Origin of the sequence: Micromonospora yasonensis, from assembly GCF_026013475.1 — a bacterium.
GTDB classification, from domain to species: domain Bacteria; phylum Actinomycetota; class Actinomycetes; order Mycobacteriales; family Micromonosporaceae; genus Micromonospora; species Micromonospora yasonensis.
In genome coordinates, this window is record NZ_JAPDPH010000222.1 from 1 (window position 1) to 11,756 (window position 11,756).

The window sequence follows — 11,756 nt, forward strand, 5'->3', positions numbered from 1 at the left end:
CCGCCGCGGTCGGTCCGGCGGTCCGGCGGGTCCCGCCGGGTGCCGTGCCGGATCGGGGCGAGGGTGTCGGCGAGCAGCGCGCACATCGCCGGCGAGGGCTCCAGGCGCAGCTCGCGCAGGAGCAGATCCCGGTAGACGTAGAAGGCGTGCACCGCCTCGAACGCGTTGCCCTCGGCCAGGTGGATGCGGACCACCAGGCGGTGCGGGGTCTCCCGCAGCGGCTCGGCGGCCATCGCCTCCAGCGCGGCTTCGAGGGCCTCGCCGTGCCGGCCGGCGGCGAGGTGGTTGCCGGCGAGTTCCTCCAGCATGTGCAGCCGCAACTGGCGTAGCCGTTCCCGCTCCAGCAGCACCCAGTCGTCGTACCAGCCGGGGAGCAGGTCGTGCCGGCCGGTGACGGCGGCGGCGCGGGGGATCTCGCCGTCCCGGACCCGGGCGGAGGCGTCGACCAGTTCGTCGACGTCGAGGTGGACGGTGTCGCCGAGCCGGACCGTGTCCCCGTCGGTGAGCAGGGGGCAGCAGGGATCCTGGCGCAACCGCCACAGGGCGGTCCGCAGTGACGACAGTGCCCGTTCCTCCGAGGTCTCCGGCCAGAGCAGGCCGGCCAGGTGGCTGCGGGTGGCGGACGGCTGGAGTCCGATCAGCGCGATCACCCGCTGCAGGCCCCGAGGCACCACCACCGGGACGTCGTCGTGCAGCAGCCGGAAACCCCCCAGCAGGTGCAGCGACACCTGTGGGGTCGATGGGTCTCCGGCCGTCGGCATTCTCGTCTGACCGGACACGGGCGCACCCCCTGGACCGGAACCCACGTCCCGACCGTTTTCCTGATGCCCGGCTCGGCTGCCCGCGACCCCGGTGTCGGAGCGGCTCCGCCTCGGCGGCGGATGCCGCTGTCGCCGGGCTGACAGAGATGGAGATTATCAACGATGATTACGCTGAGTCAACGGCGCGTCGTGAATGCGACCGTCTCGTCTGGACCTACTCAAAACTACGCTGAACTGCGAAGAAGTGTCGCCATCTATTTCCTTCAGTTGATCTATACATAGCTTGCGCATAGCTTCCGTCAACGCAGCGTCACGACCATCCGATCCGGATAGCGGCCGGATGACGCCGCGTTGACGCCCCCGGCGGCACCGTGTCGGGAGTCGTTCGGCGGACCGGTGGTGCTCGCCCGGAACGCATCCCAGGGAGGCTGTCCATGGACCGCTCGCTCATCGTCGCCAAGGTGCTGCCGACCGCCGAGGACCGGGTCGCCGAGATCTTCGCCGAGTCCGACGCGACCGACCTGCCCGGCCTGGTCGGCGTCCGGCACCGCTCGCTCTACCGGCTGCACGACCTGTACGTGCACCTGCTGGAGACGGAGCGGCCGACCGAGGGCGCGGTGGAGGACGCCCGGGGCCACCCCGAGTTCGTCCGGGTCAGCGAGCGGCTGCGGCCGTACATCTCGCCGTACCTGCCGACCTGGCGTTCCCCCCGGGACGCCATGGCGCGCTGCTTCTACCGCTACGACGCCCCGGGGCGGCGGTCGTGACCACCACCGCGCCCCGCGACGAGCAGCTCTGGTCCCGCTGCGACGGTTGCGCCTCGCTGCTCTACCGCAAGCGGCTGCGCCGCAACCTGGACGTCTGCCCCGAGTGCGGATCGCACGCCCGGCTCGACGCCCCCGACCGGGTGGCGCAGCTGGCCGACCCGGATTCGTTCACCCCGCTGCCCGAGCGGGCGGCCCGGGTCGACCCGATCGGCTTCGTCGACGCCCTGCCGTACCCGCACCGGCTCAGCGCGGCGCGGGCCGGCACCGGGCTGGACGAGGCGGTGCTCTGCGGCACCGCCCGGATCGGCGGGCAGCCGGTGGCCCTGGCGGTGATGGACTTCCGCTTCCTCGGCGGCAGCCTCGGCTGCGCCGTCGGCGAACTGATCACCCGCACCGCCGAGCGGGCCCTCGCGGACGAGGTGCCGTTGGTGCTGGTCACCGCCTCCGGCGGCGCCCGGATGCAGGAGGGCGCGCTGTCGCTGATGCAGATGGCCACGGTCAGCCAGGCGATCGCCGGGCTGCGCGAGGCGGGCCTGCTCACGGTCAGCGTCATCACCGACCCCACGTACGGCGGGGTGGCGGCCTCCTTCGCCACCAACACCGACGTGGTGCTCGCCGAGAGCGGCGCCCGGATGGGCTTCGCCGGCCCGCGGGTGATCCGCCAGGTCACCGGCGCCACCCTGCCCGAGGGATTCCAGACCGCCGAGTTTCTGCTCCGGCACGGACAGGTCGACATGGTGGTGTCCCGGCACGCGCTGCGCAGCCGGCTCACCGCCCTGCTCGCCGCGGCCCGCGCCGGACGGGCCGGCCGGCGTCCCCGCGTACCCCGGCAGGAGCCGGCACCGCGACCCACGCCCGCGGCCGACGCCGCCGCGCCCGCGACGGCGGCCGGCCCGGACCGCGACGCCTGGGAGACGGTCCGCACCGCCCGGCATCCCGCCCGGCCCACCACGCTGGACTACCTGGAGACCGCCTTCGACGGCTTCGTCGAGTTGCACGGCGACCGGCTCGGCGCGGACTGCCCGGCGGTGATCGGCGGCCTGGCCCGGCTGGACGGGCGGTCGGTGATGGTGATCGGCCACCAGAAGGGACACACCACGGCCGAGCTGGTGGCCCGCAACTTCGGCATGGCCAGCCCGGCCGGGCACCGCAAGGCGCTGCGGCTGATGCGCCTCGCCGCCCGGCTCGGCCTGCCGGTGGTCACCCTGGTCGACACCCCCGGCGCCGACCCCGGCGTGGACGCGGAGCAGCAGGGGCAGGCGGCGGCCATCGCCGAGAACATCCTGGCGCTGAGTGTGCTGCCCACCCCGGTGATCGCGGTGGTCACCGGCGAGGGCGGCAGCGGCGGGGCGCTCGCCCTGGCGGTCGCCGACCGGGTGCTGATGCTCGAACACGCCGTCTACTCGGTGATCAGTCCGGAGGGTTGCGCCGCGATCCTCTGGCCGGACAGTGCCGCCGCCCCGCAGGCCGCCCGCGCGCTGCGGCTCACCGCCACCGACCTGCGCCGGCTCGGGGTGGTCGACGAGGTGGTGCCCGAACCCGACCCCGCCGCCCACGGCGACCCCGCCGGCGCCGCCGACCGGCTCGGCCGCGCGGTGGCGGAGAACCTCACGGCGCTGCTCGACGTGCCACCGGCCACCCTGGTCCGGCGCCGCCGGCAGCGGTTCCGCCGCTACGGCGCGGCCCGCGGCTCGGGGGTGGCCCGATGAGCGGTCCCGAGGGGCCGGAGGACGTGCTGGCCGGACTGCGCCGCCACGCCCGCCGGCTCGTCGCCGAGCTGGCCGGCCCGGTCCGTCGCGTCCGGCTGCGCAGCGGCGAGACGGTGCTGGAGGTCGAATGGCACGGCCCGGCGGCGCCCGCGCCGCGGACCGAGCCGGAGCCGGTCGCCGAGCCGGTGGCCCAGCCCACGCCGACCACCGACCGCCGGGCCGTGCGGGCACCCGTGGTGGGCACCTTCTACCGGTCCCCGGAGCCCGGCGCCCCGCCCTTCGTCGCCGTCGGCGACCTGGTTCGGCCAGGCCAGGTGGTCGGCATCGTCGAGGCGATGAAGCTGATGAACGAGGTCACCGCCGACCAGGCCGGGCGGGTGGCCGACGTGCTGGTCGAGGACGGCAAGCCGGTCGAGTACGACCAGCCGCTGATCGCCCTGGAACCACTCACCGGGCGGGGAGACTGATGTTCGACAAGGTGCTGATCGCCAACCGGGGCGAGATCGCGTTGCGGGTGCTGCGGGCCTGCCGGGAGCTGGGCGTACGGACGGTGGTGGCGCACTCCAGCGCCGACGCCGACTCACTGCCGGTACGGCTGGCCGACGAGACCGTCCGGATCGGACCGGCCGCCAGCCGGCAGAGCTACCTCAACGCCGCCGCGATCGTCGAGGCCGCCCGGCAGACCGGGGCCCAGGCGGTGCACCCCGGCTACGGCTTCCTCTCCGAGGACGCCGACTTCGCCGAGATCTGCGCGGAGAACGGCCTCACCTTCGTCGGTCCGCCGCCCGAGGTGATGTCCGCCCTCGCCGACAAGTCCGTTGCCCGGGCGCTGATGAGCAAGGCCGGACTGCCGCTGCCGCCGGGCAGCGTGCAGACGCTGCCGACGGTGACCGACGCGCTGGAGGTGGCCGCCGAGGTCGGCTACCCGGTGATCGTCAAGGCCGCCGCGGGCGGGGGCGGGCGCGGGATGACCGTCGTCCGCGCCGCCACCGAGCTGCCCCGCGCGTACGCCCGTACCCGGGCCGCCGCCCAGGTCGCCTTCGGCGACGACCGGGTGTACGTCGAGCGCTACCTGACCGACGCCCGGCACGTCGAGGTGCAGGTGCTCTGCGACGGCCACGGTAACGGCGTCCACCTGGGCACCCGGGACTGCTCGGTGCAACGCCGGCACCAGAAGCTGATCGAGGAGGGCCCGGCCCCGGCGCTGCGGCCGTCCACCCTGGACCTGCTCGCCGAGACCGCCCTGCGCGGCGTCCTCTCGGTCGGCTTCACCGGCGCCGGGACCGTCGAGTTCCTCGTCGACGAGGCGGAGGAGTGCCACTTCCTGGAGGTCAACTGCCGGATCCAGGTCGAGCACCCGGTCACCGAGCTGGTCACCGGCGTCGACCTGGTGCACGAGCAGCTGCACATCGCCGCGGGGACGCCGCTGCGCTGGCGGCAGGACCAGATCCAGCTGCGCGGGGTGGCGGTCGAGTGCCGGGTCAACGTGGAGGACCCGGAGCGCGGCTTCGCCCCCGCACCCGGCCGCCTCGACCGGTTCCGGCCGCCCGGCGGTCCGTTCACCCGGGTGGACACCCACGGCCACCCGGGCTACCTGGTCAGCCCGCACTACGACTCGCTGCTGGCCAAGGTGGCCGTGTGGGCGCCGGACCGGGACGGCGCGGTGGACCGGCTGGACCGCGCGCTGGCCGAGTTCGAGGTGGCCGGACCGGGCGTGCGCACCACCATCCCGTTCGCCCGGCGGGTGCTGCGCGACCCGGCCTTCCGCGCCGCCCGGCACACCACCGGGCTGGTCGACCGGCTGCTCGCCGCCGACGCCGCCGGCCCGACCGCACCCGCCGGGCCCGGCACCGATCCCGTACCCGCCGCCCGCGCCGGGGCCGCCCCGGCCGGCCGTACGTCCGTCACCGCCGCGCCCGCCGGCGGCCCGCCCGCTAGGAGGACCCGATGACCGTCGCCCCCGACCGCCAGCTCACCAGCGAGATCACCGACATCCTGGTGACCCACTGCGGCCTGGACGCCGAGGCCGCCGCCCGTACCCCGGCCGCCAGCCTCGAGGAACTCGGCATGGACTCGCTCGCCCTGCTGGAGCTGTCCGCGGTCGTCTCCGACCGGTGGCGGGTGAAGATCCCCGAGCAGGCCAGCCAGCTCAGCATCGCCGGCGTGGCCGACCTGGTCGCCCGGAAGGCCGACCCGCCCGGACACACCGAGAACGCGGTCGACATCGCCGCCCCGCTGCCCCTGGTCTGGGACGTCACCAACGACGTCGCCAACTGGACGGAGCTGTTCACCGAGTACGCCCTGGCCGAGATCCTGCACCGGGACGGCGACACCGTGCGGTTCCGGCTCACCATGCACCCCGACGAGAACGGCGTGACGTGGAGCTGGGTCAGCGAACGCACCGCCGACCCGGCCACCCGGCAGGTCCACGCCCGCCGGGTGGAGACCGGCCCGTTCGAGTACATGCACATCCACTGGCACTACGCCGCGGTCCCCGGCGGCACCCGGATGACCTGGGTGCAGGACTTCGCCATGAAGCCGAACGCGCCGCTGGACAACGCGGGCATGACCGAACGGATCAACACCAACAGCAAGGTCCAGCTCGCCGTGATCAAGGAGCGGATCGAGCAGCGGGCCGCCGAGGCCGGCCAGGGAGGTCGCGATGCCTGACACCACCACCGCCCCGGTCGCCGTCCGCGACGTTACCGCCGACCGGCGCCGCGGCGGCGAGCTGCGGGTGCTGCTCGGTCCGAAGACCGTCGGCAGCACCTCCGGGTTCATGGGCGTGGCGGCGCTCGCCCCCGGGGAGCGGATCGCCGAGCACTACCACCCCTACAGCGAGGAGTTCCTCTACGTCGCCCGCGGCGCGATCACCGTCGACCTGGACGACCGTCCGGTGCCGCTCGCGGCCGGGGAGGCGCTCTTCGTCCCCAGGAACGTCCGGCACCGGCTGCGCAACACCGGCGACGAGCCCGCCGAGGTGGTCTTCCAGCTCGGGCCCCTCGCCCCCCGCCCCGAACTCGGGCACGTCGACACCGAGGTCGCCCCGCCACCTCGGGAACCGTCGTGACCGGCCGGCGGACCGTGGTCACCGGCGTCGGCGTCGTCGCCCCCGGCGGCGCCACCCGGGACCGGTTCTGGAAGACCATCACGGAGGGGCGCACCGCCACCCGGCGGATCAGCTTCTTCGACCCGTCGCCGTTCCGCTCGCAGATCGCCGCCGAGTGCGACTTCGATCCGGACGCCGCCGGGATCACCCTCGCCGAGCGGCAACGCGCCGACCGGTACGTGCAGTTCGCCCTGGCCTGCTCCACCGAGGCGCTCGCCGACAGCGGCCTCACCCTCACCGATGCCGACCGCGAGCGCGCCGGCGTGGTCCTCGGCACCGCGGTCGGCGGCACCATGGCGCTGGAACGGGAGTACGTGCGCGTCAGCGACTCCGGCCGGCACTGGCTGGTCGACCACGCCCTCGGCGGCCCCTACCTCTACCAGGCGCTGGTCCCCAGCAGCCTGGCCGCCGACGTGGCCTGCCGGCACGGCCTGCACGGCCCGGCCCAGGTGGTCTCCACCGGCTGCACCTCCGGCATCGACGCCATCGGGTACGCCCACCAGCTCGTCGCGGACGGCGAGGCGGACATCGTGCTGGCCGGCGCCGCCGACTCGCCGATCTCCCCGGTCACCGTCGCCTCGTTCGACGCCATCCAGGCCACCAGCCCGGACAACGACGACCCGGAACACGCGTCCCGGCCGTTCGACGCCGACCGGCACGGGTTCGTCCTCGCCGAGGGGGCCGCGGTGCTGGTGCTGGAGGAGGCCGAACACGCCCGCCGGCGCGGCGCGCACGTCTACTGCGAGGTGGCCGGCTACGCCAGCCGCAGCAACGGTTTCCACATGACCGGGCTACGTCCCGACGGGGCGGAGATGGCCGTCGCCATCAGCGACGCGCTGCGCCAGGCCCGGCTCGCCCCGTCGGCCGTGTCGTACGTCAGCGCGCACGGCTCCGGCACCCGGCAGAACGACCGGCACGAGACCGCCGCGTTCAAGCGGGCCCTCGGCGCGACCGCGTACCGGGTGCCGATCAGCTCGATCAAGTCGATGGTCGGGCACTCGCTCGGCGCGATCGGCTCGATCGAGATGGCCGCCTGCGCGCTCGCCATCGAGTACGGCGTGGTGCCGCCCACCGCCAACTGGACCACCCGCGACCCCGAGTGCGACCTGGACTACGTGCCCAACGAGGCGCGGGAGGTGCCGGTCGACGTGGCGCTCTCGGTGGGCAGCGGCTTCGGCGGCTTCCAGTCCGCGATGGTCTTCCGCCGCCTGGCGGTGGCCCGGTGAGCGTCAGGAAGGTGTCGTCGTGACTGCCCGGGCGGTGGTGACCGGGCTCGGGGTGGTGGCGCCCAGCGGCATCGGGGCCGAGGCGCACTGGGCCGCTGTGCTCGCCGGCACCCGGCACACCGGCCCGATCAGCCTGTTCGACCCGGCCGGCTACCCCACCCGGATCGCCGGGGAGGTGGCCGACTTCGACCCGGCCGGCCACGCGGACACCAGGCAGCGGGTGCAGACCGACCGGTGGACCCATCTCGGCTTCGCCGCCACCCGGCTGGCCCTGGCCGACTCCGGGCTGCCCGAGGTGTCGCCCGACCCGTACCGGTGGGCGGTCACCATGGCCAGTTCCTCCGGCGGGAACCTGTTCGGCCAGCGGGAGCTGCAGCGGCTCTGGGGCGGCCCGACCCGGACCGTCGGGGCGTACCAGTCGATCGCCTGGTTCTACGCGGCCAGCGTCGGGCAGCTCTCCATCCGCCACCAGTTCAAGGGCCCGTCCGGGGTGACGGTGTCCGAGTCGGCCGGCGGGCTGGACAGCCTTGCCCACGCGGTGCGGACCATCCGGCGGGGCACCCCGGTGGTGATCGCCGGGGCCACCGAGTGCCCGCTCAGCCCGTACGCGCTGGCCTGCCAGCTGCGCTCCGGGCTGCTCAGCGACGTCGCGGACCCGGAGCGGGCGTACCGGCCGTTCGACGCCGACGCCTGCGGGTACGTGCCCGCCGAGGGTGGCGCGGTGTTCGTGGTGGAGGAACTGGGCCACGCCCTCGCCCGGGGCGCCCGGATCTACGGGGAGATCACCGGCTGGGCGGCCACCCACGACGCGGCCCCCACCGACCGGGACGCCGGCCCCGACCCGGCCCACTACGGCCGCGCGCTGCGGCTGGCGCTGGACCGGGCCGGCGTACGCGCGCACGACGTGGACGTGGTCTGGCCGGACGCGTTGGGGGTGCCCGCGTACGACCGGGCCGAGGCGGCGGCGCTGCGGGCGGTGTTCGGCGATCACCTGCCGCCGGTGACCACCCAGAAGCCGCTGACCGGCCGGGCGCACCAGGGCGGGTCAGCGCTGGACGCGGCCACCGCGCTGCTCGCCTTCCAGCACGACCTGCTGCCCGCCTCGGCCGGTCCCGAGCGGCCCGCCGAGGGGTGCGAGCTGGCCTTCCTGCGGCAGCCCCGCCGCCCGCGCAGCCGTATCGCCCTGATCGGGGCGCGCGGCTTCGACGGGTTCAACAGCGCGCTGGTGCTGCGCGGCGCCGCGCCCCCACCGGCCGGTTAGCGGCCTCGGGCCCGCGACGGGCGGGTGCCCCGGGGCGCGTGGACACCCACGCTGCGGATCCGGCCGTAGTGTGGGCAGGGGCGAGCAGCCGGCGGGGTACCGAGCCGGCGCACGGGCCTGATACTGCCTGGCCGATCGAGCCTGAGCAATCCACCCAGCCGCTTTTCCTGATCTAGCCATTTGCATGTAGCTATGCTGTGACAGGCCGTCATAGGGTTCCGTCAGCACCCCGAAGAACGCACCTGATGGGCGGATTTCGCCCACTTTCCTGCTGGGCGGTGGACGGTCGTGACAGCACATCCCATGGCGGAAGATCCTGCGCCGGCGACGGCGAACTGGGTGGACGACGTGCTGTTCACCGGCCGTCCCACCGACATCTGTCTGCGCCTGCCGGAGCCGGTCGACAAGGGCACCCTGCGGCGCCTGGTCGGCGCGGCGCAGACCCGGCTCGCCGCCGCCGGACTGCGACCCGGCGGCGCCGCCGCGCTGCGCCTGCCGCCCTCCCTGGCCTACGTGGTGAACCTCCTCGCCACCTGGCGCAGCGGCGCGCAGGCCGTCCTGCTGGACCACCGGCTCACCGACCACGAGGTCGCCCGCGCCCTGGACCGGCTCACCCCGCAGGTGGTGGTCGCCCCGGTGCAGACCGGCGGCGGGGCGCTGCGGATCTTCGTCGACGTCACCGAGGAGATCATCGCCTACTCCGACCGGCCGGCGGGCAGCCCGCACGCCGTCATCCAGCTCAGCTCCGGCTCCACCGGACCGTCCAAGGTGATCGGCCGCACCGCCGAGGACCTGGTCGGCGAGGTGCACCGGTACACCCGGATCGACGGCGTCGCGCTCCCCGGCGAGCGGATCATCCTGTTGCCGTCCATGGTGCACGTGCTCGGCCTGGTCGGCGGCCTCCTCTACGGCCTGCACGCGGGTGTCGAGCTCTGCCCGCCGGAGCGGCTCAGCGGGGAGGCGATCCTGGCCGCCGTCGCCGCCCAGGACAGCCCGGCCACCGTGCTCGGCGTGCCCTTCCACATCGGACTGCTCGCCTCCACCCGGCCGGCGGGGCCGCTGCCGCAGCTCAAGCGGATGACCACCGGCGGCGAGCTGGTCCCGGCCGCCGTCGCCCGCGCCTTCACCGACCGCTACGGCGTCCCCCTCGGCAACATGTACGGGATGACCGAGGTCGGCGTCATCGGCACCGACCTGTACGGGCGGAACCGTCCCGCCATCGCCCCCGCCCCCGGCATCCAGGTCCGCGAACAGGACGGCGAACTCCGGGTGAGCTGCCCCGCCTCCCCGTACGTGGGGCTCACCGACCCGACCCGCTGGGCCGACGGCTGGCTGCACACCCGGGACGCGGGCACGGTCGACCCGGAGACCGGGCTGGTCACCATCAAGGGCCGGCTCGACTCCCAGGTGTCGGTCGGCGGCATGAAGGTCGACCTCACCGAGGTGGAGTCCACCGTCGCCGAGCTGCCCGGGGTGGGCGCCGCGGTGGTGGTCTGGGACGACGGGATCACCGCGTACGTCCAGCCCGACGGGCCGCTGTCCGAGGAGACCCTGGACAAGCTGCTCGCCGAACGCCTCGCCGGCTACAAGCGGCCGCGCACCCTGCACCTGCTCGACCAGTTGCCGCGCACCACCACCGGCAAGCTGGTCCGCTCGGCCACCGTGCTGCGGGACGCGGCGTCATGACCGGTCCGCTATTCGAGGGCGACCTCGACCGGTCCGGCCGCTGCGGTGACCGCCACGGCGAGCACCAGGGCGTCCCCGGCCGCCGGATGGCCCACCCGTACGTCGGGCCGGTCGGGCAGCGGGCGCAGCAGTTCCGCGGGCCCGTCCGACACCGGCATCCGGCGGCGCAGCCCGCCGTCGCGCAGCCCGACGCCGAGCGCCTTGCCGACCGCCTCCTTCGCCGTCCACAGGCGCAGGAAGTCCAGGTCCCGGCCGGCCCCGCCCCGGGCGCGCAACCAGGCCGCCTCGCTCGGGTCGTACCAGCGGTCGGCCAGGCCCACGGCGGGCAGCGGCCGGCGTCGCTCGACGTCCACCCCGACCGGCCCGCCCGGCCGGGCGGCCACCACGACCAGCCCGTCGGCGTGGCTGACGCTCACCGGGAGCGTCCGCCCGTCCGGGACGTACACCTCCGGGTGCCCGCCGGGCGCCCGTCGCACCCCGATCTCCGCCTCGGCCCGGCCGAGCAACGCGCCACCCGCGCGGCGCAGCAACCACCGCGTCAGCTCCCGCTGGTCGCCGGCGGTACGGCCGGTCCACACGTACACGGTGTCCCGATCGGGCACCGGTAGCTGCCTCACGGAAAGAGGTTAACCCCATGCGAGACGAGGTCCGCACCTTCGTCATCGAGCAGCTCGCCGACATGAACTACGACGTCGATGACATCGACGACGACGCCACCCTCGGACCCTCCGGCGTTGACCTGGAGTCGCTGGCCCTGGCCGACCTCGCCGTCCGGGTGGAGGACCGGTACGGCCTGAAGTTCGCCGACGACGAGTCGGAGAAGCTGGCCCTGATGACGGTCGGCGAGTTCACCACCATGGTCGCGCAGCGGGTGGCCGCGCAGGGTGACCACTCCTGATGGCCGGTCGGCCCGACCTGGGGCGCGCTGACCTGGTGAGCATGCTCGCCGAGCTGACCGCGAAACCCGTCGACCAGGTGCCCGACCGGATCGGCTCCATGGAGCTGGCCTGGCTGGTGCACCTCGTCGAGCAACGCTTCGACCGCCGGCTGGACCTCTCCGACGACCAGCTCGCCGGCATCCGCACCGTCGACGACGCGCTGGCGGTGTTCCACGCCTCGCTGACCGCTCCCGCAGATGGCTGAGCGGGAGCACCCTCAGATCACCGGCGTCCACGCGCTCAGCGCCCTCGGCAGGGGCGTCGACGCGCTGCTCGCCGGGGTGCCGGCGAGCACCCCG

General features: G+C 74.7%; 12 protein-coding genes and 1 pseudogene. 11 read left to right on the forward strand and 2 right to left on the reverse strand.

The window, feature by feature from the left end:
* Positions 1-761, reverse strand: a 761-nt coding sequence (locus ONA70_RS29900; protein ID WP_265009852.1) for an AfsR/SARP family transcriptional regulator, incomplete at its 3' end; no start/stop codon positions are given.
* 434 nt (positions 762-1,195) lie between these two features.
* Here ONA70_RS29900 and ONA70_RS29905 point away from each other — a divergent pair.
* The 9 genes from ONA70_RS29905 (at position 1,196) to ONA70_RS29945 (ending at position 10,519) form a co-directional block, all read left to right on the forward strand.
* On the forward strand, positions 1,196-1,528 hold the full coding sequence (locus ONA70_RS29905) for a TcmI family type II polyketide cyclase (protein ID WP_265009840.1): 333 nt from the start codon (positions 1,196-1,198) through the stop codon (positions 1,526-1,528).
* Positions 1,525-3,237, forward strand: coding sequence for an acetyl-CoA carboxylase carboxyltransferase subunit alpha (locus ONA70_RS29910; protein WP_265009841.1), 1,713 nt, complete (start codon positions 1,525-1,527; stop codon positions 3,235-3,237). Before ONA70_RS29905 ends, ONA70_RS29910 begins: the two co-directional genes overlap by 4 nt.
* A complete protein-coding gene (gene accB, locus ONA70_RS29915) occupies positions 3,234-3,704 on the forward strand; it encodes an acetyl-CoA carboxylase biotin carboxyl carrier protein (protein WP_265009842.1) in 471 nt (156 codons plus the stop codon). The genes ONA70_RS29910 and accB overlap by 4 nt, the downstream gene beginning before the upstream one ends.
* Positions 3,704-5,188, forward strand: coding sequence for an acetyl-CoA carboxylase biotin carboxylase subunit (locus ONA70_RS29920; protein ID WP_265009843.1), 1,485 nt, complete (start codon positions 3,704-3,706; stop codon positions 5,186-5,188). Before accB ends, ONA70_RS29920 begins: the two co-directional genes overlap by 1 nt.
* On the forward strand, positions 5,185-5,907 hold the full coding sequence (locus ONA70_RS29925) for an SRPBCC family protein (protein WP_265009844.1): 723 nt from the start codon (positions 5,185-5,187) through the stop codon (positions 5,905-5,907). The genes ONA70_RS29920 and ONA70_RS29925 overlap by 4 nt, the downstream gene beginning before the upstream one ends.
* Positions 5,900-6,307 (forward strand): cupin domain-containing protein, encoded by a 408-nt coding sequence (locus ONA70_RS29930; protein WP_265009845.1) that lies wholly within the window; start codon positions 5,900-5,902, stop codon positions 6,305-6,307. The genes ONA70_RS29925 and ONA70_RS29930 overlap by 8 nt, the downstream gene beginning before the upstream one ends.
* On the forward strand, positions 6,304-7,572 hold the full coding sequence (locus tag ONA70_RS29935; protein WP_265009846.1) for a beta-ketoacyl-[acyl-carrier-protein] synthase family protein: 1,269 nt from the start codon (positions 6,304-6,306) through the stop codon (positions 7,570-7,572). Before ONA70_RS29930 ends, ONA70_RS29935 begins: the two co-directional genes overlap by 4 nt.
* Before the next feature lie 19 nt (positions 7,573-7,591).
* Positions 7,592-8,833, forward strand: a complete 1,242-nt coding sequence (locus ONA70_RS29940) for a beta-ketoacyl synthase N-terminal-like domain-containing protein (protein ID WP_265009847.1) — start codon at positions 7,592-7,594, stop codon at positions 8,831-8,833.
* A 303-nt stretch (positions 8,834-9,136) separates the two neighbouring features.
* The gene (locus ONA70_RS29945) at positions 9,137-10,519 is read left to right on the forward strand and encodes a class I adenylate-forming enzyme family protein (protein WP_265009848.1); all 1,383 of its coding nucleotides are present in this window, start codon (positions 9,137-9,139) and stop codon (positions 10,517-10,519) included.
* Between the two features lie 11 nt (positions 10,520-10,530).
* Here ONA70_RS29945 and ONA70_RS29950 read toward each other — a convergent pair.
* A pseudogene (locus ONA70_RS29950) lies at positions 10,531-11,136 on the reverse strand (4'-phosphopantetheinyl transferase family protein); the annotation flags it as partial.
* Between the two features lie 17 nt (positions 11,137-11,153).
* Here ONA70_RS29950 and ONA70_RS29955 point away from each other — a divergent pair.
* Both ONA70_RS29955 and ONA70_RS29960 read left to right on the forward strand, forming a co-directional pair.
* Positions 11,154-11,417 carry a phosphopantetheine-binding protein gene (locus tag ONA70_RS29955; protein WP_265009850.1) on the forward strand — a complete coding sequence of 88 codons (264 nt, stop codon included), beginning with the start codon at positions 11,154-11,156 and terminating at the stop codon, positions 11,415-11,417.
* Positions 11,417-11,662: an acyl carrier protein gene (locus tag ONA70_RS29960; protein ID WP_265009851.1), complete on the forward strand. Its 246-nt coding sequence runs from the start codon at positions 11,417-11,419 to the stop codon at positions 11,660-11,662. Before ONA70_RS29955 ends, ONA70_RS29960 begins: the two co-directional genes overlap by 1 nt.
* Positions 11,663-11,756: the final 94 nt, after the last annotated feature.

Coding starts and splice junctions, on each gene's coding strand:
- ONA70_RS29905 (WP_265009840.1), top strand. CDS start 1,196: ATGGACCGCTCGCTCATCGTCGCCAAGGTGCTGCCGACCGCCGAGGAC.
- accB (WP_265009842.1), top strand. CDS start 3,234: ATGAGCGGTCCCGAGGGGCCGGAGGACGTGCTGGCCGGACTGCGCCGC.
- ONA70_RS29920 (WP_265009843.1), top strand. CDS start 3,704: ATGTTCGACAAGGTGCTGATCGCCAACCGGGGCGAGATCGCGTTGCGG.
- ONA70_RS29925 (WP_265009844.1), top strand. CDS start 5,185: ATGACCGTCGCCCCCGACCGCCAGCTCACCAGCGAGATCACCGACATC.
- ONA70_RS29930 (WP_265009845.1), top strand. CDS start 5,900: ATGCCTGACACCACCACCGCCCCGGTCGCCGTCCGCGACGTTACCGCC.
- ONA70_RS29945 (WP_265009848.1), top strand. CDS start 9,137: ATGGCGGAAGATCCTGCGCCGGCGACGGCGAACTGGGTGGACGACGTG.
- ONA70_RS29955 (WP_265009850.1), top strand. CDS start 11,154: ATGCGAGACGAGGTCCGCACCTTCGTCATCGAGCAGCTCGCCGACATG.
- ONA70_RS29960 (WP_265009851.1), top strand. CDS start 11,417: ATGGCCGGTCGGCCCGACCTGGGGCGCGCTGACCTGGTGAGCATGCTC.